This window comes from Caballeronia sp., assembly GCF_028292365.1.
Taxonomy (GTDB): Bacteria; Pseudomonadota; Gammaproteobacteria; order Burkholderiales; family Burkholderiaceae; genus Caballeronia.
Genome location: NZ_JAQGMM010000485.1, coordinates 1 through 18,186, shown reverse-complemented (window position 1 = coordinate 18,186; position 18,186 = coordinate 1). Strand labels below are relative to the sequence as shown.

General features: G+C 60.1%; 20 protein-coding genes. 7 read left to right on the top strand and 13 right to left on the bottom strand.

The features are described 5' to 3' along the window. Positions 1-562: Asp/Glu racemase (locus tag JWR14_RS28175; protein ID WP_299715448.1), on the bottom strand; the 562-nt coding region annotated here is incomplete at its 3' end. Next, positions 559-1,803, bottom strand: a complete 1,245-nt coding sequence (locus JWR14_RS28170; protein ID WP_299715445.1) for a D-amino acid dehydrogenase — start codon at positions 1,801-1,803, stop codon at positions 559-561. The genes JWR14_RS28175 and JWR14_RS28170, both read right to left, overlap by 4 nt. 288 nt (positions 1,804-2,091) lie before the next feature. On the opposite strand from JWR14_RS28170, the gene JWR14_RS28165 reads away from it, so the two are divergent. The 4 genes from JWR14_RS28165 to JWR14_RS28150 are packed head-to-tail and all read left to right on the top strand — an operon-like array spanning position 2,092 to position 6,749. After that, the gene (locus tag JWR14_RS28165; protein WP_299715442.1) at positions 2,092-3,291 is read left to right on the top strand and encodes a branched-chain amino acid ABC transporter substrate-binding protein; all 1,200 of its coding nucleotides are present in this window, start codon (positions 2,092-2,094) and stop codon (positions 3,289-3,291) included. Positions 3,292-3,319: 28 nt separating this feature from the next. Then, the gene (locus JWR14_RS28160; RefSeq protein WP_299715439.1) at positions 3,320-4,219 is read left to right on the top strand and encodes a branched-chain amino acid ABC transporter permease; all 900 of its coding nucleotides are present in this window, start codon (positions 3,320-3,322) and stop codon (positions 4,217-4,219) included. A 2-nt stretch (positions 4,220-4,221) separates the two neighbouring features. Continuing rightward, the gene (locus tag JWR14_RS28155; RefSeq protein ID WP_299715436.1) at positions 4,222-6,030 is read left to right on the top strand and encodes an ATP-binding cassette domain-containing protein; all 1,809 of its coding nucleotides are present in this window, start codon (positions 4,222-4,224) and stop codon (positions 6,028-6,030) included. Beyond that, positions 6,018-6,749, top strand: a complete 732-nt coding sequence (locus JWR14_RS28150; protein WP_299715433.1) for an ABC transporter ATP-binding protein — start codon at positions 6,018-6,020, stop codon at positions 6,747-6,749. Before JWR14_RS28155 ends, JWR14_RS28150 begins: the two co-directional genes overlap by 13 nt. A 35-nt stretch (positions 6,750-6,784) precedes the next feature. On the opposite strand, the gene JWR14_RS28145 is transcribed toward JWR14_RS28150, so the two are convergent. Next, on the bottom strand, positions 6,785-6,988 hold the full coding sequence (locus JWR14_RS28145) for a hypothetical protein (RefSeq protein ID WP_299715430.1): 204 nt from the start codon (positions 6,986-6,988) through the stop codon (positions 6,785-6,787). A gap of 46 nt (positions 6,989-7,034) precedes the next feature. Beyond that, positions 7,035-7,328, bottom strand: coding sequence for a GYD domain-containing protein (locus JWR14_RS28140; protein WP_299715427.1), 294 nt, complete (start codon positions 7,326-7,328; stop codon positions 7,035-7,037). 245 nt (positions 7,329-7,573) lie between these two features. Here JWR14_RS28140 and JWR14_RS28135 point away from each other — a divergent pair, with 245 nt between their 5' ends. Both JWR14_RS28135 and JWR14_RS28130 read left to right on the top strand, forming a co-directional pair. Next, positions 7,574-7,915 carry a hypothetical protein gene (locus JWR14_RS28135; RefSeq protein ID WP_299715424.1) on the top strand — a complete coding sequence of 114 codons (342 nt, stop codon included), beginning with the start codon at positions 7,574-7,576 and terminating at the stop codon, positions 7,913-7,915. A gap of 198 nt (positions 7,916-8,113) precedes the next feature. Continuing rightward, positions 8,114-8,284, top strand: a complete 171-nt coding sequence (locus JWR14_RS28130; RefSeq protein WP_299715421.1) for a hypothetical protein — start codon at positions 8,114-8,116, stop codon at positions 8,282-8,284. Positions 8,285-8,439: 155 nt separating this feature from the next. On the opposite strand, the gene JWR14_RS28125 is transcribed toward JWR14_RS28130, so the two are convergent. The 4 genes from JWR14_RS28125 to JWR14_RS28110 all read right to left on the bottom strand — a co-directional run bounded on the left by JWR14_RS28125 (position 8,440) and on the right by JWR14_RS28110 (position 12,489). Then, the gene (locus JWR14_RS28125; RefSeq protein WP_299715419.1) at positions 8,440-8,766 is read right to left on the bottom strand and encodes an NIPSNAP family protein; all 327 of its coding nucleotides are present in this window, start codon (positions 8,764-8,766) and stop codon (positions 8,440-8,442) included. 141 nt (positions 8,767-8,907) lie between these two features. Then, entirely contained in the window at positions 8,908-10,407 is a 1,500-nt protein-coding gene (locus tag JWR14_RS28120; protein WP_299715417.1) for an MFS transporter, read from the bottom strand. A 194-nt stretch (positions 10,408-10,601) separates the two neighbouring features. Next, a complete protein-coding gene (locus JWR14_RS28115; protein WP_299715414.1) occupies positions 10,602-11,072 on the bottom strand; it encodes a VOC family protein in 471 nt (156 codons plus the stop codon). Between the two features lie 292 nt (positions 11,073-11,364). Continuing rightward, a complete protein-coding gene (locus tag JWR14_RS28110) occupies positions 11,365-12,489 on the bottom strand; it encodes a Gfo/Idh/MocA family oxidoreductase (RefSeq protein ID WP_299715412.1) in 1,125 nt (374 codons plus the stop codon). Between the two features lie 246 nt (positions 12,490-12,735). On the opposite strand from JWR14_RS28110, the gene JWR14_RS28105 reads away from it, so the two are divergent. Continuing rightward, positions 12,736-12,981, top strand: a complete 246-nt coding sequence (locus tag JWR14_RS28105) for a hypothetical protein (RefSeq protein WP_299715410.1) — start codon at positions 12,736-12,738, stop codon at positions 12,979-12,981. A 131-nt stretch (positions 12,982-13,112) separates the two neighbouring features. Here JWR14_RS28105 and JWR14_RS28100 read toward each other — a convergent pair whose 3' ends face one another. From JWR14_RS28100 to rplT, 5 genes are all read right to left on the bottom strand, one after another. Continuing rightward, a complete protein-coding gene (locus JWR14_RS28100) occupies positions 13,113-13,502 on the bottom strand; it encodes a MerR family transcriptional regulator (protein ID WP_299715407.1) in 390 nt (129 codons plus the stop codon). Positions 13,503-13,589: 87 nt separating this feature from the next. Further along, positions 13,590-14,000 carry an integration host factor subunit alpha gene (locus JWR14_RS28095; protein ID WP_031359001.1) on the bottom strand — a complete coding sequence of 137 codons (411 nt, stop codon included), beginning with the start codon at positions 13,998-14,000 and terminating at the stop codon, positions 13,590-13,592. Positions 14,001-14,047: 47 nt separating this feature from the next. Next, complete coding sequence (pheT, locus tag JWR14_RS28090; RefSeq protein ID WP_299715399.1) at positions 14,048-16,483, bottom strand: phenylalanine--tRNA ligase subunit beta; 2,436 nt, start codon at positions 16,481-16,483, stop codon at positions 14,048-14,050. Between the two features lie 102 nt (positions 16,484-16,585). After that, positions 16,586-17,599, bottom strand: coding sequence for a phenylalanine--tRNA ligase subunit alpha (gene pheS / locus JWR14_RS28085; RefSeq protein ID WP_299715465.1), 1,014 nt, complete (start codon positions 17,597-17,599; stop codon positions 16,586-16,588). Positions 17,600-17,809: 210 nt separating this feature from the next. Continuing rightward, on the bottom strand, positions 17,810-18,169 hold the full coding sequence (rplT, locus tag JWR14_RS28080; RefSeq protein ID WP_007585475.1) for a 50S ribosomal protein L20: 360 nt from the start codon (positions 18,167-18,169) through the stop codon (positions 17,810-17,812). Positions 18,170-18,186 lie beyond the last annotated feature (17 nt).

Here is an 18,186-nt window from a genome sequence, read left to right as displayed (position 1 = left end):
ACGAGGCCGCGTCTATCCGCGCCACCTCGTTGTCATTCATATGTTCGAACGACGCCATGCGCGTAATGCCGACGCCACGTGCCTCGATGTACTCACGCATATAGTCATTGATCGAGCGCACATAGGGCGTCAACAGCCCGGCGCGCTGAACGCCTAGTGCGCGTAGCGCGGCAAGCGCGGCGGTAATCGGCGTGGTGCACGCGACGCCCGGACGCGCTTCGTGGATGCGCGCGAATACGTTTTCCTCGCCGATCACCATCGATGCCGACGTACAGCCAAACGCCACGACATCGATCCGCTCTGCAGGACGAATCAGCGCGACCGCTGGTGCAATGCGCTCCTCCATTTCCGCCAGCCGTTCGGGCGTGATGTCGGGTGAGTTGAGCACGCGGCTTTCGTAGAACGCCACGCCGTCCTGCGTCAGCAAGCGGCGCCACTCGTGTTCGATCGTATGATCGGTAGCGAGCACCACGAGGCCAATGGCGGCGCGCCGGCAGAGGCCGTCGTCGAGCGCGAAATGGAGCCTTACGTACGCGTCGTCCTGCAATGAAATCTCGCTCATTTCAGTGTCATCCCTGTCATGTCAAGTTCAGGCTGGCGACCGGCCATGATGTCGACCAGCAGTTTCGCGGTGCCACACGACATCGTCCATCCCATGTGTCCGTGGCCCGTGTTCAGATACAAATTCCTGTGATGCGTGCGGCCGATCAACGGCGTCCCCTCGGGCGTCATCGGACGCAGACCCGCCCAGTACGACGGGCTGTCATAGTCAGCGCCATTCGGGAACAAGTCGCGTGCGGCCCGCAGCATCTGCGTGAAGTCAGCGGGCGTGTGGCGAGTGTCGTAGCCTGCGAACTCCGCAGTCGCGGTAAAGCGCAGCCGCTGGCCAAAACGAGCCCATGCCAGAAGATTGTTCTCATCGACACCGCCCAGCGTCGGCGCACTGTGATTCGACCCAATAGGGAACGTGGCCGAATAACCCTTTACCGGGTACACCGGTAGCCGATAGCCCAATGAACGCGCCACAATCGGCGACCAGGAACCGAGCGCGAGGACAAACTCGTCGCCTTGCACGAGTCCGGCCGGGGTACGCACTCCGGTCACCTGGTCGCCGGACGCTTCGATCGCGCTGATCGGAGCATTAAATTGGAAACTTACGCCAAGGGATTCGCACACCGCTTTCAGGGCGCGGGTGAACAAGTGCGCATCGCCGCTTTCGTCAGTCGGGCAATAAATCGCCCCGGTGATCTTGTCACGCGCAGCTCCAAGCGCCGGCTCCCGTGCGACCACCTGCGCCGCGTCGAGCGTTTCGAGACGCAACCCGTTCTCCGCGAGGATCGACATGTTCTGCGTGCCTCGCGCAAAAGCAGCTTCGTCTCGATAGAGATACAACAGGCCACGGCTGATGCCGTCATATTCCAGGTGTTCCGCCGCGGTGAGCCGCTGCAATTGACGCTGTGCGTAGCGGCAAAGCTTCACCTTGCGTGTCGTGTTCTGACGCGAGCGCTCCGCCGTGCAGTTTTGCAGGAACTGGAAGCACCAGATCCACATGCGAGGATCCGCGTTGAGCTTGAGCCGCAGCGCCTGCCCGTCAACGAAGAGAGACTTCAGCAAGATTTTCGGCGCACGAGGTGACGCCCACGTATACGAATGCCCCGGCGCGACCAGACCGGCGTTGGCAAAGCTGGTCTCAAGCGCGACGCCTGGTTGGCGATCGATCACCGTCACCTCGCGGCCCTCCTTCGCAAGGTAATAGGCAGCCGTGACGCCCGCGATTCCGCCTCCCAGCACAACGCTTTTCATCCGTGACTCCCCTACGAAAATCAGCCTGTCTTTCAAACATACGATGTTGTCGATAATTTTTGCATGGTAATTTATACGCAGATACCCTATACGGCCCAAATGTGTGGCAACACCTATCATGAAAGCAGTCCCTTCATGATTGCGCGGCGATGTTCGCCGAACGTCAGGCTGCCAATCCGGCAAGTTCTGACGTACAGGCGAACGTAAGTTTTCAGTTGTTTTCTGACGCCACCGGCGAACCCGTGTGGCGGATCAATCCGATCCCTTTCACAATAAGGAGTCACTAACATGATTGCTCAGAACAATGACACGTCCGGCGCTGATCGCGTCTTGCGGAAAACCACCCTGGCGGCACTCGCCGCCCTGGCCGTGCTCGCCGGCATGGCCCCCGGCCTGGCGCAAAGTCAGGGCGCCACCATCAAGATCGGCGTGCCCGTGCCGCTGTCGGGCAGCAGCGCTAATGCCGGTACGGACATCGTCAATGGCGCCAAGCTTGCCGCCACCAAAATCAACGCGGCTGGCGGCGTTCTCGGCAAGCAGATTGAAATAGTGCCGGAGGACGACGCCTGCGACGCACAGACGGCTGTGCAGGCAGCGCAGAAACTAGTCGATGCGGGGGTCGTTGCGGTGGCCGGCGGTTATTGCTCCAGCGCGGCGCTACCGGAACTCACGACATTCCATCGCGCCGGGATCCCCTACGTACTGGATGCATCGACTAATCCCAAGCTCACCGAAATGGGCTACGACAACGTGTTCCGCACAATCGGCCGTGACGACGAACAGGGTCCGTTTGCAGCGAGTTTCATGAAGAACTCTCTACATGCGAAGCGCGCGGCCGTGATCAACGACAACACGACCTATTCAAAGGGCCTGGCCGACAACACCGTGGAAGCCCTGAAAAAAGGCGGCGTCGATGTCGTCTACGACGACGCGATCACGCCCGGCCAGATGGACTACTCGCCAACGCTGACCCGTGTCGCCGCACTAAAGCCGGACGTGATCTACTACACCGGTTATTTCTCCGAAGCGGGACTGCTCGTGAAGGAGGCGCGGCAAGTGGGACTGAAGATGACCTTCATGGGCGGCGACGCCACCAATGACCCCACGCTGATGAAAACAGCCGGCCCGGCAGCTAACGACATGATCATCACCACGGCGCCGCTGGCGCAGTTCCTGAGCGCCGCGCATGGCTACGTCGACGACTATACGAAGGCTTACGGGCAAGGCCCTGGCCCGTATTCGGTCTACGAATACGATGCCGTCGGAGTCACCGCGAAAGCGATCGCGGACGCGAAATCGGCGACGCCCGCCGCGATCACCGCTGCCCTGCACAAGGTGACGAACTACGCAGGCGCGACCGGGACGATCGGCTTCAACCCGAAGGGTGACCGCAGCGTGGCCGTGTACATCACCGTCATTGTTCGCGACGGCGCTTTCGCCCCCTACCAGAAGCAGGATGCAGGCGGACACTGGATGACGATGAAGTAGCCGCGCGCGCCGACTACTGCGTCCAGCCATGAGCATCTTCTTCCAGTTCGTCATCGAAGGGCTGACGATCGGCTCGTTCTATGCCCTCGTCGCCCTCGGCTACACGATGGTCTACGGGATCATCCGGCTGATCAACTTCGCTCATGGCGACTTGTTCATGGTCGGGGCGTTCATCGGCTGGACTGGTTTGACGGCGCTAGCCGCAGCGCACGTGCCGCTCGCTCTGGCGCTGCTGATTACACTTGTGGCTTCGATGGCGGTCACAGGGGCGCTTGGCCTCGCGATCGAGCGGGTTGCGTACCAGCCCCTGTTGCGCGCACCGCGGCTGTCGATTCTGATTACCGCACTGGGCGTCTCCCTGGCGCTGGAGAACGGTGTGTTGCTGCTCTACGGTGCCGGTTTCAACACCTACCCGCACGTGCTCAGCCACACAGGATTCGATGTCGAAGGCGTGCAAATCACGTTTGCACAGATCGGCATCATCGCGACCAGCTTTGCGTTGATGATCGCGTTGTATTTCTTCGTTCACCGTACGTTCATCGGCACCGCGATGCGCGCGCTCGCGATCGATCAGGACGCGGCGCGTTTGATGGGCATCGATGTCGAGCGGCTGATCCAGTTGACCTTCTTCCTGGGTTCGGCGCTGGCCGCCGTGGCGGGCGTCATGGAAGGGATCTACTACACGCAGATCAATTTCTTCATGGGCTTCGTGCTCGGCCTGCGCGCGTTCACCGCTGCGGTTCTCGGCGGCATCGGCAACATTCCGGGCGCCATGGCCGGCGGCATCCTGATCGGCTTGCTCGAAGCCTTCGGCGCCGGCTATGTCTCGTCACGATGGACCGATGTGTTCGTGTTCGGTGTGCTGATCGCCGTGCTCGTGATCAAACCGACCGGGTTGTTCGGCGAACGTGTTGTCGAGAGAATGTAGCCATGAGCGCACTGCAGGCGTCATCGCGTTGGTCCCGCCCTGCCGGCGTCGCGCTTCTCGCCGCCGCCGTTGCGCTGCCGGCTGTCGCCAGCAATTATGTTGTGGATGTCGGACTGACAATCGCTACCTATTCGATCCTGGGTCTCGGGCTGAACATCGTCGTAGGTTATGCAGGGCTGCTGGACCTCGGCTACGCAGCCTTCTTTGCCATCGGCGCCTACACAACCGCGCTGCTGGAAACGCTATTGCACTTTTCATTCTGGGAAACGCTGCCATTCAGCCTGGCGTTTGCCGGTGCTTCGGGCATCGTCATCGGCTACCCTACCCTGCGCCTGCGAAGCGACTATCTGGCGATAGTGACGCTGGGGTTCGGCGAAATCACGCGCATTGTCGCCACCAATCTCCGCATCACGGGCGGCCCGAACGGCATCTACGGTATCGATAGCCCAAGCCTGTTCGGTTACGAGATCAACTCGCCGCGTGCGGTCTACGAACTGGGCATCGCGTTCTTCGTGCTGGTGCTCGTGTTCGCGATCCGGCTTGGCCGGTCGCGGCTCGGCCGCGCCTGGACCAGCATCCGTGAAGACGAGGACGCAGCCGAGGCTGTCGGCGTGCCAACACTGCGCGTCAAACTGCTCGCCTACGTCATGGGCGCATTGATCGGCGGCTTTGGCGGCAGCCTGTTCGCCGCGCGCTTCGGGACCATCGACCCGACCGGCTTCACCTACCTGCAGTCCGTCACGATCCTGATCGTTGTCGTGCTTGGCGGACGGGGCAGCATTCCTGGCGTGATCCTGGGTGCGGTCATCGTTGCCGGCCTGCCCGAGATGCTGCGCTTCCTCAACCTCTGGCGCATCTTCGCTTTTGCGATCGGCCTCGTGATCCTGATGCTGCTTCGGCCGCAGGGGCTGTGGCCAGCACCGCTGCGCCGCGTCGCGCTCCCACACAAGGATGCCGGCAGCGGGGCAACACCCTTGCCGAGGGAGACAATCACCGGTGAAATCCTGCTCGATGTAAGCAACATGCAACGCCGCTTCGGCGGTGTGCAGGCGGTCGGCGGCGTCAGTTTCACCGTTCGGAGTGGTGAAATTGTCAGCCTGATCGGCCCGAATGGCGCCGGCAAGACAACAGTGTTCAACTGCCTCACCGGCGTGATCCGCACGACCGGCGGTCAGGTTCTCTGGCGGGGCGCCTCACTCGTCGGTGGGGCGCCACATCGCATCGTTCATCGCGGCATGGCGCGCACCTTCCAGGGCATCCGCCTGTTTGCCAACATGACGGCTCTCGAGAACGTGCTGATCGGCATGGATCATCGGCTTCGGACGTGGCTTTGGGCCGAGCTGGTCGCGTGGCCCTCCGCGCGTGCCGAGGCAGCGGATCATGCGGCGGAAGGCATGAGCTGGCTCGGCTTCGTCGGCCTCGGTGCCCGGGCAGGCGTTCGCGCGGCCGACCTGCCCTATGGCGATCAACGGCGGCTGGAGATTGCCCGTGCCCTCGCCAGCAACCCGCGCCTGCTGCTGCTGGACGAACCGGCGGCAGGGATGAACCCGACCGAAAAGCACGCGCTGATGGAGTTGATCCGGCGTATCCGGGACCTTGGCGTGACGGTGCTGCTGATCGAACACGACATGATGCTGGTGATGGGCGTATCGGACCGGATTATCGTCATGGACCATGGCGTCATCATTGCCGAGGGTCTGCCGTCCGAGATCCAGGCCAACCCGCGTGTGATCGACGCCTATCTCGGTACGGACGAGAAAGATGAGGCCGCCGACGATGCTGCCGGGGAGGCATCGCTGTGGGACTCCTAGAAATCCGCGACCTGCATGTGAGCTATGGGAACGTAGAGGTTCTGCATGGCATATCCCTCGACGTGGGGGAAGGCGAGATCGTTGCATTGCTCGGCAGCAACGGGGCGGGAAAGACCACCACGCTACGAACCATTTCCGGCCTGATTCGCCCACGAGCGGGCGCGATCGTGATGGCCGGGCATCCGCTGAACGCGCTGCGGGCTCACCAGATCGTGGCGCTGGGTCTCGGTCACGTGCCAGAAGGCCGCCGCATGTTCGGCGCTCTGACGGTCGAGGAAAACCTGCAGCTCGGTGGCTATCTGATCCGGCGCGACGGCGCCGTGCTGGCGCAGCGGATGGAGCATGTCTATCAGACTTTTCCGCGACTTGGTGAGCGACGCAGCCAGCAGGCCGGGACGCTCAGCGGTGGCGAACAGCAGATGCTGGCGATCGCGCGCGCCCTGATGCTACGGCCGCGCATTATCGTGCTGGACGAACCCTCCATGGGATTGGCGCCGAAACTGGTTCGCGCGATTTTCGGCATGATTGCCGACATCTGCAATGAAGGCACATCGATCCTCCTCGTCGAACAGAACGCTCGTCAGGCGCTGCGCATCGCTCATCGGGCCTACGTGCTCGAAAGCGGCCGCATCGCGCTCGCCGGCCCAGCCCGGGATCTGGCGCAGGACAGCCGGGTCCGCGCCGCGTATCTTGGCGGCAGCGCGGCGGCTACAGAGTGATCCGGTGCCCGGGCAACCAGCTTTCGCGGACACGGCTAGCGGTCTTCCTCCAGCGCTTTCAGATGGGCGTCGCCGGCGTCTTTGGCGGCGGCGCGTGTGGCGTATGTCTCGTCCGATACCAGCGAGCGTTTGACGTTTTGTGCGCCAAAGTCGACCAGCGTGATGAACCAGACATACTCCCCAGACTGCTCAGCGGTTTGCACAAAGGCGCGCACGTTACCCTTGTTGTTTGCTTCCATCGTCACCTCCTTGGGAAAAGAACTGTCTGTGTGTCCAGTGCCCGCTTTACGGCAGCTTGCCGATAATCGGGCCGACTTCGTCCTTCGTGAAAGCACGCAAGGTCTGCGTGCGGATGTTGCCTGCGGAGCCGAGTGCGAAACCGAATGCGGCGAGGCTTTGATCGTCCGGTGCTTCGATGATCGAGACAACGTCGTATTGGCCCATCGTCCAATAGATCTGTTTCATTTCGCAGCCGAAGCCCTTCGCCATTTCCGCCACCTGGGCCGCCCGTTGCGGGCTGTTTTTGACCGTGCGGATGCCTTGATCCGTAAATTGTGAAAGAACCACATATGTCGCCATGACAATTCTCCCTACGATTGAAACGTATCGGGAACCATCCGCGCCAGCAGTGTCACGAACACCCACTGTATGTGCGTGATCGTTACCGCTTGCGCGTAACTTGATTTTAGGCAATGGAATCGGGAACAACGGAGCGTTTTCGCCGGGGATTTTGCGGGGCCGAAAGGGCAAAACCGGATTCAACGACGAGGGAGCCTCGCGTCGTGATAGATCACGTACACTTTATGATCCAGGGAGGACGGGCCATGGGGAACAGATATGAACGCTCGCGCATGTCGCGGTCGTATACGTACAACGGTGTCCAATACCATCCGGGATTACTGGTGGTTCTTGGCGTGCAATTACTCTGTCTGAGCGCGTTCGCGTTTTCTCCGGATAGTCTTGATCACAACAAGTGGCTGTCCGCGGCAATCGCATTCAGCCTGCTCTTCGGACTGATCCTGTCGCTCGGTTTTTTTGGAACGTGGAATCAGTTCAGAGACGATGTCGGCTTGTGGACGTTCCTCAACACGAACCCGGTCGAATCTGCCGTGGCGATAGCCGCGGCGGGTGAGGTTGTTACGATTTTGTTGATTCCGCTAGGCTAAGCGATGAATGCTGGGGTTTGGGCAGCACTCGGCGCATCAAGCGCCACCAGGCGCAAGCTCGAGTTAGCGTTTTGACGCAACAACGCCACCGTACCCTTCACACGATTTGAATGTCACGCCACCCGATAAATCAGTCTTTCGTACATAGTTATCCGAATCAATAAACATGATTTTCCCTCGCCGGTAGCGGGTAATTAATTGCCGCCCGCCGCGTTTCTGGTCGCGTTGAAAGGCTGGTTCATTCAGCGCGCTTATCGGGTGACCGCCGAACTGACCGACTACTTGCAAACGCACGGATGCCTGCCGGAAATCGCCCGGCGCGCGCCGCCGCGACGCCGGATCTCGCGGGGTTATGTCGAAGGCGGATAGCACCTTTTCGGTGCGCGCCGCCTAAATCGGGCCTCAGGAGTCAGGCGCCAAACGCCTCGCGGAGCCAGACGCAAAAAAACGCCCGGGTATCGAACTGATAACCGGGCGTATTGCCACATCTTGCAACATCGAATGCTTAAAACTGCATCAAACCATCAACGCAAAGCGGAATATGCGGTCGGCGACAGAAAGTGATTTTCAATCCGCTCGACGATAGGCTGCTTCGCCTCGGTTTCCGCGCGCTTCGCAATCCATTCAGCATCGGCTTGGAACGCATTCCACTTGGTTTCGCGCTCAGCCAGGCTTTCCCATTTCAGCAGATAGGTCAGCGCGTGGTTGCTCGGACCGGCCAGCGTGGTCCAGAACCCGATCGGCTCGATCCCATACTTCTTGAAAAAGCCGAGCGTAATGTTCTCGAACCGGTCGTTCAATGCGGGCAGACGACCCGGCGCGCAGTGATAAATACGCATTTCAACGATCATTTTTTCCTCATGGACATGGAGTAGTGCAGCTATCAAACCACTGCGGTTGGAATTCGCCACGAGGGAATCGTACCGGCGTTTGGCGCAGCCCGCACGCGGCCAGGCAAACATCGCCGGCCGCGAGCGGGCATCAAGCGGGCATCAAGCTTGTTTAACGGTGACGGAAGCCGTATCGAAATCCTCGGCATCGACGTCATAGCCCGACGGTTCCCACCGAATTGCCAGCAACGCGATCAGCCCTGCAAGCGGCGCGACCGCGATGATCCAGAACACCTTCGTGCCGAGCGCAGCCGAGAGCACGGGGAACAAGAACAACGAAACGGTCGAACTCGCGCGCATCAGCGTCTGATTGAAACCCACGCCAACACCACGCAACGACGTCGGATAACTGAGCGATGCAAACGTCATGCTGTGCGAACCCGGACCGAAGCCTTGCCCAAGCAGGAAAACCGCGAGAAATCCGATCGCAAGCACGACCTGCGCGCCACCCGCGGGACGGCCGACCACCGCCAACCCGATCAACGCCGCCAATTGGAACGCGTAACCCAGCACGGTCAGTTTCCACGCACCGACCTTCGGCACCGTTCGCACGGCGATCAATCCGCCCACGAATGCAAAACACAGGTTCAACGCGAGCGATGCGAGGATCGTGGTGAGCATCGACTGCGCGAGGAAGCTGGAAATGATGACCGGCAGTCCAAACGCCACGGCATTGTAAGCAAACGATGAAGCCACCGCGATCACGGTGGCGAGCACCGTGCGTCGCAGATACACGCCGCGCAGCAACGCGCCGTAATTACTCCATGCCGCTTTATGCACAGGCTGTTTGGCGCTTTGCAGTGCGGTCGGATCGACCTCGACATCAATGCCATACGAGCGTTTCAAAATCTGCGCCGCGCCACGCAAGTCGCCCTGGTTCGCAGCCCAGACCGGCGACTCGCTGATATAACGGCTGCGAATCGCGATGATCACGAGCGCCGGCAGCGCGCCGAAACCCAGCGTCAGCCGCCACAGCCAGCCGGAATGGCTGGCGGGCAGCACCGCGTATAACGCGAGCACGAGCAAATAGGACACGCTGATGGCGGCGTACCACGTCGGGCACCACATAGCGATGCGCGCCGCCTTGTTGCCGCGTCCGTTCAGCCGCGAAAATTCAGCGAGGAAAGCCATCGCGACTGGCAAGTCGATGCCTACGCCCAATCCCATCACAAATCGCGCGCCGCCGAGTACCCAGGCATTGGGCGCCAGCCCGCACGCGATGGCCGCGACCACGAAGAAGAACATATCGGCCATGAACACGCGATACCGGCCGATCTTGTCGGTCAGATAGCCGCCCAGGAACGCGCCAATGATCGCGCCAAACGTAATCGCTGAAGCGACAAAACCAGTCGCCGCCGGCGTCAGCGAAAACTCGCGGGCGATGTCCTTCACGCCGAACGCGAGTGCGCCGAGATCGTAGGCGTCGAGGAACACGCCCCCGAGTGCGATGGCGATTACGATGCGGGCGTCGCTGCCGACTGCGGCGCCACGATTGACGAGTTGCGAGACATCGGCCGCGCTGCGAATAACGGGGCGCGCGGTGGTGCCGGCGGACGCGGATACCGACGCGACGGCCGGCTCAGGCGCAAAGGAAATCGACATGGGAGGAGATGCAATGACAAAGGCTGCGGAACGCGCGATCCTACCGGCGTACGCGCGTCATCCCAAATTCATTTTTGTTATTTGTCGAATGACGACGGCGCCGCGGACTGATGCATTGGACGTATCGGCCACGTCGGACATATCAATACGCGGCGCCGCTGCCCTGCTACCTATCGAAGCAAATCTTCCGACAATTACGTCGGCATTTCCTTGGGCATGCCTTCCCGGATCTCTTCCGCGCTCAGGTCGCGGGTATGAGTCGCGAGCGACCAGCGATGACCGAACGGATCTTCGATCTGGCCATAACGGTCGCCCCAGAACATATCGGCGACAGGCATTGTCACCTTTGCACCGGCGGCGACGGCTTGCGCGAAAGCGGAATCCACGTCCTTCACGTACAAATGCAGCGTGACGGGCGAGCCTTTCAGCGTCAACGGTCCGCTATGGCCACAATTCGGGAATTCCTCGGCCAACATCAGCGTCGAGTCGCCGATGCCCAGCATGGCATGCATCACCGTGCCGTCGGGAGTCGGCAAACGCATGTACTCGACCGCGTTAAATGCTTTTTTATAGAACTCGATGGCGTCGGATGCGCCCTTGCAAACCAGGTGTGGCGTGATCGTATGCATCCCTTCCGGGATCGGTTTGACAGCGGGATTAGACATTGCGTTGCTCCTGGATGTAACGGGTTGACCAACTTGACAGAGAGACGGCGCCGAACCCGCGCCCTCTGTCGATACGACGTGCGATCAGCCCGAAAATCGACACGTCGGACAGACTTTTTTTCGTGCGCTCTTCAGCGCCGGTTTGCCCGTCTATTGTCCCGCGACGAACCGGCTATTTCTTTGACGGCGCACAGCAGGAATACCGTTTAAAACCTGTTTCCACGGTTTATTTGCGCTTGCGCTCCACGCGCTTGAACCTGCATTGCAATCGGGCAAACGCACGGCTACTCAGCTACTCGATCCGCACCCAGCCATTTGCCTTCGACGACGCCAGCACCGCATCCACGATGCACGCCGAGCGCCAGCCGTCGTCGAATGTCGGCAAACCTTCGCGCGTTTCGCCACGAATCACCGCGTAAGTGTCCGCCACGAACGCCTCGAAACATTGCGCATATCCCTGCGCGTGGCCCGCCGGAAGCGTGGCAAGGCGACGCTGCTCGGCGCTTCCTCGCGAGGGATCACGCACCAGCAGCCGCGTGGAATCGCGTTCGCCGACCCACAGCCGCTCCGGATTTTCCTGATCGAATACAAGGCTCGCCTTCGCGCCGTCGATTTCGAACCACAGCCGGTTCTTGCGCCCCGCCGACACCTGGCTGACCGTCAGTGTCGTCAGCACGCCGGACCTGGTGCGCAGCAATGCGCCAGCGACATCTTCCGTGCCCACCGTCCGGGTCGGACCGCCCTTCGCCGTCGCTGTAAATGATTGCACCGAGCCGGCTGGGCGTTCGGCGACCGTTGTCTGCAAGCTCGCCACGACGGAATCGAAGCGCTCGCCGCTGATCCATTCCACCAGGTCACACCAATGCGAGCCAATATCGGCGAAAGCTCGCGATGGACCACCCAACGCGGCATCCACGCGCCAATTGGTATCTCCCACGCCCAGCAACCAGTCCTGCAGATAACTGCCGTGGATCAGTTGCAGCGCCCCCACGCTGCCATCCTGAACGAGCGCACGCGCTTCGCGGACCATCGGGTGATATCGATAAACGAACGGAACCGTCGCGATACGACCCGACTTGCGCACAGCGAGCGCCAGCGCTTCGGCGTCGCTCGCGCGGGTTGCCAGCGGCTTCTCGCAAACGACATGCTTGCCGGCGTCGAGCGCGGCCATCGCTTGCGAAAAGTGGTGGGCGTTCGGTGTGCAAACGTGAATAACCGATACCGCAGGATCCGCAATCGCCTCTTCCGGCGACGCATAAGCCCGTTCGATCCCCAATCGGGCGGCCGCCTGCTCAGCGCGGCTTTTACTCGATGACGCGATTCCGCGCACCGTCGCGCCGGCAAGCCGTATCGCTCGCGTGTGAACCTCGCCCATCATGCCCGCGCCTATGATCGCGACGCCCAATGTCTCCGCCATGCTGCGCTCCTTTCTCGTTTTATCGAAGCACGATACCCGCTGAGCGTCGATTGGAGCAATCGGGGGATTCGTGTTGTTACGGGTTATGTCCCCGTTTTGTGCTCTTCCGCCCCTGTTTTCCTTGTGTACACTCATGTTCCGGCGCATTTCCGACGACTCGCGACGACTTCCCGATGAGTTTCGGCGCACACATATTTTCGCCAGATTTACCCTAAAGTTTTTTCACCCGCTGCCGAAAGCCCGTCTATGGACCACGAAATCAATCCGCCAGCCGACTCAAACGATCCGACCTTCCAGAGGGCGCGAGCGTTGAGTCTGAGCGTCGGCGCTATCCGGAAGGCGCAGGGGAAAAAATGCCCCGGCGATTTCCCGGTTGGTACTCTTGAATGGCACACGGTGGTTGAGGAATTTGCGAATGATGTACTGAAGGCAATGCTTTCAGAACCAGATTTGCCGATCCTGGAATTCAAGCGCGACAACGCTCGAAAATAACGGCTTCGGCGAAGCTTGAAGTTCGTAAAACCGAGCGCGCGTTCCCGTTCCGAAACGAAAATGTAAAAAGGCGTCGCTGATTAAATCACGACGCCTTTTTGCTTGAGTTTCTGCTCGATTCTGACGAGTCGTCAGCCGCCCAGTAAATCGATCACTTGCAGAATGTCCTTACGCAATTGATCGACATCAACCGCGACATTCACCTGAGGAACCGCACCGCTTTCCTGCGCGTCCTCGATATCGCCAGCTGAACCGTTCGGGCGGCCATGTGAATCGAGGCGATTGCGCGCGCCATTGATCGTAAAACCCTGCTCATAAAGCAATTCACGAATGCGGCGGATCAGCAGTACTTCGTGATGCTGATAGTAGCGGCGATTGCCCCGCCGCTTGACGGGCCTCAGTTGCGTGAATTCCTGTTCCCAGTAGCGCAGCACGTGCGGTTTAACGCCGCATAGCTCGCTGACCTCACCGATAGTGAAGTAGCGCTTGGCTGGAATCGGAGGCAGGACGACTTTTTCCATCGTCAATCAACCAATGTGGTGAATGTCGCGAATGGGGCTGATGTCGCTAATAAGCGGTAGGGCAGCACGCAGCAAACGCCCGTCACTTCAGCGGCCGAAACTGTTTTCAGCACCGGCTTCCACCAGCGCTTTCAACTTCTGACTCGCATGAAACGTGACAACACGACGCGCCGCGATGGGAATGGCTTCCCCCGTTTTTGGATTACGTCCGGGACGCTGCGGTTTGTCGCGTAACTGAAAGTTGCCAAAGCCGGATAGCTTGACACTGTCGCCGCTTTCAAGCGCGTCGCGAATGACCTCGAAAAATGCTTCCACCATATCTTTGGCTTCGCGCTTATTCAACCCGACATGGTCAAATAGCATTTCGGCCAATTCGGCTTTTGTCAGCGTAGGCGTTTCTGCCGTTGCCGCACCGTTCGAAGTGGGAACATCTCGGATCATGGCGCTGCGTTGCGCCGAAAGAAGGGCTTCGAAATCACTCGAGTTCATTTGGTTCATATCGAAAAAATGGCGTAACGATGAAGACGGAGGGGGCCAACTGCAGGCTATCCGCGCAATCGCGCGCCATGTACTCGAGCCAAGCGTTCCACCATTGTTTTGATGGCCGTTTCGACCGTTTCGTCCTGAAGCGTCCCGCCAGTATCTTGCAACGTTACACGGAAGGCAAGGCTTTTCTCATGCGCGTCCAACCCACCGGAAGTGCTTGATTTTGGACGAAATTCGTCGAATAAAGCAACCCTGGTGACATGCTTGCAGGCGGGCTCGGAACGGGCACTTTCCAGCTCGTCGATGAGCGCCTGCACTTCCACTTTCTGGTCCACGACAATCGCAATATCGCGGCGAACCGGCGGGAATTTCGGCACTTCGGACGGTACCGGCAACGCGCGCTGCATCAAAGCTTCAGCTTCGATTTCGAACAAAACCGGCGCGTGCGGCAAATCGTATTTCTGCATCCAGCGCGGGTGCAGGTCACCTATCCAGCCCACAGCCCGTCCGTCAATTTCGATCCGTGCGCTACGTCCCGGGTGCAGCGCCGGATGTTCCGCTTTCACGAAACGCGGCACGACCGGTGCGAACAGCGCTTCCACGTCGCCTTTCACATCGAAGAAATCGACGGTGCGCAACGGTTTCGTCCCCCATTGCTCTTCGAGCGCGGGGCCGTAAGCCAGGCCACCAATCATTTTCGGCTGGTCGAAACCTTCAATAGCGAGTTCGCCCGCTTTGATCGCCGGATCGTGCAGGAACACGCGGCCCGCTTCGAACACGCGAATCCGGTCCGCGCGCCGGTTCAGGTTGTAGCGCAGCACGCTGATCAGACTGCCGAACAAGGTCGTGCGCATGACCGAAAGCTGACTCGCGATCGGGTTCAGCAGCTTCACCGGGTTACTGTTGCCGGCAAAATCCGCTTCCCACTCGGCATCGACGAAACTGAAGTTCACCGTTTCCGCGTAATCCCGTGCAGCCACGGCGTGGCGCAGCACGTGAATCGAACGCTTCGTTTCGTTGGTCGGACGCATCTCGCTGGTCGCGACCGGCGGCCGCGCCGGAATCTTCTCGAAGCCGTAAATCCGCGCAACTTCCTCAATCAGGTCTTCTTCAATCTCGATATCGAACCGATACGGTGGCGGTGTGACAGCAAACGTGTCGCCATCGTGCGTGAACGCCAGGCCAAGTCGCGTGAAAATCTGCGCAATTTCGTGAGCGCCAATAGCCACGCCGATAATCCGGTTCGCCCGCGACACGCGCATGCTTACTGGCTCGCGTGTGGGCACGTTCAGCGTCTGGTCGTCGACAGGACCGGCGTTACCGCCGCAAATATCGAGGATCAGCTGAGAAATGCGCTCGATATGCTCGACGGTCGTCGAATAATCCACGCCGCGCTCGAAGCGATGTGCCGCGTCGGTCGAAAAGTTGTACTTGCGCGCGCGGCCACGGATGCTGTCCGGCCACCAGAACGCGGCTTCCAGGTAAATGTTGGCGGTCTCGAGCGATACGGCGGTGCTGTCACCGCCCATGATCCCGGCGAGGCTTTCGACCTGGTGGTCATCAGCGATCACGCCGACGGTTTCATCGATTTCCACCGTGTTGCCATTCAGCAGTTTGAGCGTCTCACCCAACTTTCCCCAGCGCACTTCAATACCGCCGTGGATCTTGTCGAGATCGAACACGTGCGACGGGCGGCCAAGTTCAAGCATCACGTAATTCGAGATGTCGACGAGCGCAGAGATGCTGCGCTGTCCCGAGCGTTCGAGACGCTCGACCATCCAGTGCGGCGTTTTTGCGTGCGCGTTCACGCCGCGAATCACGCGGCCCGAGAAGCGTCCGCACAGGTCCGGCGCCAACACTTTGACCGGCAGGATTTCGTTGATTGAGACGGCGACCGGCGGCATGTCGAGCGCATGCAAAGGCGCGCCCGTGATCGCGGCAGTTTCTCGCGCGACGCCGAATACCGACAAACAATCGGCCTTGTTCGGAGTGAGCTTGATCTCGAAAACGGTGTCGTCGAGATTGAGCGTCTGACGAATGTCCTGGCCAATCGGGGTATCGGCGGGCAGGATCAGCAAGCCGCTGTGGTCTTCCGACAGCTTCAGTTCGCGCGCCGAGCACAACATGCCCTGGCTTTCCACACCGCGCAGCTTGGACAGCTTGATCGCGAACGGCGCGCCACCTGCTTCGGCCGGTGGCAGTTCGGCACCGACCAGCGCGACCGGCACCTTGATGCCCGGCGACACGTTCGGCGCGCCACACACAATGGTCAGCGTCTCGCCAGTGCCGGCGTCGACCTGACACACGTTAAGCTTGTCAGCATTCGGATGCTTCGCCACTTCAAGCACCTGCCCAACAACGATCTTCGTAGTCGGCGGCGCGACGGGCGCGAGCCCTTCCACTTCAAGACCCGCCATGGTCAGCGCGTGCGAGAGTTCATCGGTCGAGAGCTTGGGATCGACGAAAGTTCTAAGCCAGGATTCCGGGAATTGCATGTGTGTCTAGGTTCGAAATGAGGTTCGACATAAGTCGTGTCTGCGTCCGGACTTTTACGTTTCTGTGTCCGGACAACGGCTCGCAGCAACTTGCACATTTGTTTAAGCAAATTGCTCGAGGAAACGCAGATCGTTTTCGAAGAACAGGCGCAGGTCCTGCACGCCATAGCGCAGCATGGTCAGGCGTTCGAGGCCGCTGCCGAATGCAAATCCGATATACCGTTCCGGATCGAGTCCCATGTTGCGGATCACGTTCGGATGAACTTGTCCTGAACCCGAGATTTCGAGCCACTTGCCAGCATTCTTGCCGTGCTCGAACATCATGTCGATTTCGGCGGACGGTTCGGTGAACGGAAAATACGACGGCCGGAAGCGCACGAGAATATCGTCGCGCTCGAAGAATTTCTTCAGGAAGTCCGAGTACACGCCCTTCAGGTCGGCAAAGCTGATGTTCTCGTCGATCCACAAACCTTCGACCTGGTTGAACATTGGCGAATGCGTGGCGTCGCTATCCACCCGATACGTCCGGCCCGGCACGATCACCTTGATCGGCGGTTTGTTCATGCGCGCGTAGCGCACCTGCATCGGGCTAGTATGCGTGCGCAGCAGCAGTTGCCGGCCATCGGCATCTTTGCCATCGATATAAAACGTGTCCTGCATGGAGCGCGCCGGATGATTTTCCGGGCTGTTCAGTGCAGTGAAGTTGTACCAGTCCGTTTCGATTTCGGGGCCGTCGGCCACATCGAAACCAATCGTGCTGAAAATTTGTTCCACGCGTTCCCACGTGCGCATCACCGGATGCAGGCTGCCGGCGCCGAGACCGCGGCCAGGCAACGTGACATCAATCGATTCCGACGCAAGCCGCTGATTCAGCAACACGTCCGCCAGCGCCTGACGGCGCGCGTTCAGCGCTGCTTCCACCTGCTGCTTGATCGCATTGATGCGTGCGCCCTCGGTCTTGCGGGCTTCAGGATCGAGTTTGCCCAAGCCTTTCAGCAGATCCGTGAGCACACCGGACTTACCAAGAAAGCGGGCCTTTTCGTTTTCGAGCGTAGCCGCATCGGCGGCGTTTTCGAAGGCATTTCGCGCGTCGGCGACAATCTGGTCCAGATCCATTGATCCCATCATTTCCGCGTCAAAGTTCTACTGATCGTTCCCGGGCCGATGTTTGTGCAAACGGTGCATTGTTGCGCTTCAGCCCAGCTTCACCGGCTTCACCAACAAAAACGGGGCTCGACAAGAGCCCCGTTTTCTGTCGCTGCGCTGTCCGGTTAGAGACAGCGCTACAACGAACCACGCAGTACCAAATCTAGCTAACTAGCTCGATCAGGCTGCAACGGCGGCTTTTACCTGCTTGACGATCGCAGCAAAAGCAGCCTTGTCGAACACAGCCATGTCGGCCAGCACCTTGCGGTCGAGTTCGATCGAAGCCTTCTTCAGGCCATTGATGAACACGCTGTACGTCATGTCGTGCTGACGCACCGCCGCGTTGATACGCGTGATCCACAAAGCACGGAACACACGCTTCTTGTTGCGGCGATCGCGATACGCATATTGCCCGGCGCGCATGACCGCTTGCTTGGCGATGCGATAGACGTTATTGCGACGGCCGCGGTAACCCTTGGCCAGCTTGATGATCTTTTTGTGGCGGGCCCGTGCGGTAACCCCACGTTTGACTCTAGGCATAATGCGCTCCTGTGAGT

Excerpts from the sequence above, each read along its gene's own strand:
- JWR14_RS28100 (WP_299715407.1), bottom strand. The coding sequence starts at position 13,502 with ATGGAAAAAGTCGTCCTGCCTCCGATTCCAGCCAAGCGCTACTTCACT.
- JWR14_RS28120 (WP_299715417.1), bottom strand. The coding sequence starts at position 10,407 with ATGTCGATTTCCTTTGCGCCTGAGCCGGCCGTCGCGTCGGTATCCGCG.
- JWR14_RS28145 (WP_299715430.1), bottom strand. The coding sequence starts at position 6,988 with ATGGAAGCAAACAACAAGGGTAACGTGCGCGCCTTTGTGCAAACCGCT.
- JWR14_RS28170 (WP_299715445.1), bottom strand. The coding sequence starts at position 1,803 with ATGAAAAGCGTTGTGCTGGGAGGCGGAATCGCGGGCGTCACGGCTGCC.
- JWR14_RS28095 (WP_031359001.1), bottom strand. The coding sequence starts at position 14,000 with ATGAACCAAATGAACTCGAGTGATTTCGAAGCCCTTCTTTCGGCGCAA.
- pheS (WP_299715465.1), bottom strand. The coding sequence starts at position 17,599 with ATGGATCTGGACCAGATTGTCGCCGACGCGCGAAATGCCTTCGAAAAC.
- JWR14_RS28115 (WP_299715414.1), bottom strand. The coding sequence starts at position 11,072 with ATGTCTAATCCCGCTGTCAAACCGATCCCGGAAGGGATGCATACGATC.
- pheT (WP_299715399.1), bottom strand. The coding sequence starts at position 16,483 with ATGCAATTCCCGGAATCCTGGCTTAGAACTTTCGTCGATCCCAAGCTC.
- JWR14_RS28125 (WP_299715419.1), bottom strand. The coding sequence starts at position 8,766 with ATGATCGTTGAAATGCGTATTTATCACTGCGCGCCGGGTCGTCTGCCC.
- JWR14_RS28110 (WP_299715412.1), bottom strand. The coding sequence starts at position 12,489 with ATGGCGGAGACATTGGGCGTCGCGATCATAGGCGCGGGCATGATGGGC.
- JWR14_RS28165 (WP_299715442.1), top strand. The coding sequence starts at position 2,092 with ATGATTGCTCAGAACAATGACACGTCCGGCGCTGATCGCGTCTTGCGG.
- JWR14_RS28105 (WP_299715410.1), top strand. The coding sequence starts at position 12,736 with ATGGACCACGAAATCAATCCGCCAGCCGACTCAAACGATCCGACCTTC.
- JWR14_RS28160 (WP_299715439.1), top strand. The coding sequence starts at position 3,320 with ATGAGCATCTTCTTCCAGTTCGTCATCGAAGGGCTGACGATCGGCTCG.
- JWR14_RS28155 (WP_299715436.1), top strand. The coding sequence starts at position 4,222 with ATGAGCGCACTGCAGGCGTCATCGCGTTGGTCCCGCCCTGCCGGCGTC.
- rplT (WP_007585475.1), bottom strand. The coding sequence starts at position 18,169 with ATGCCTAGAGTCAAACGTGGGGTTACCGCACGGGCCCGCCACAAAAAG.
- JWR14_RS28135 (WP_299715424.1), top strand. The coding sequence starts at position 7,574 with ATGGGGAACAGATATGAACGCTCGCGCATGTCGCGGTCGTATACGTAC.
- JWR14_RS28140 (WP_299715427.1), bottom strand. The coding sequence starts at position 7,328 with ATGGCGACATATGTGGTTCTTTCACAATTTACGGATCAAGGCATCCGC.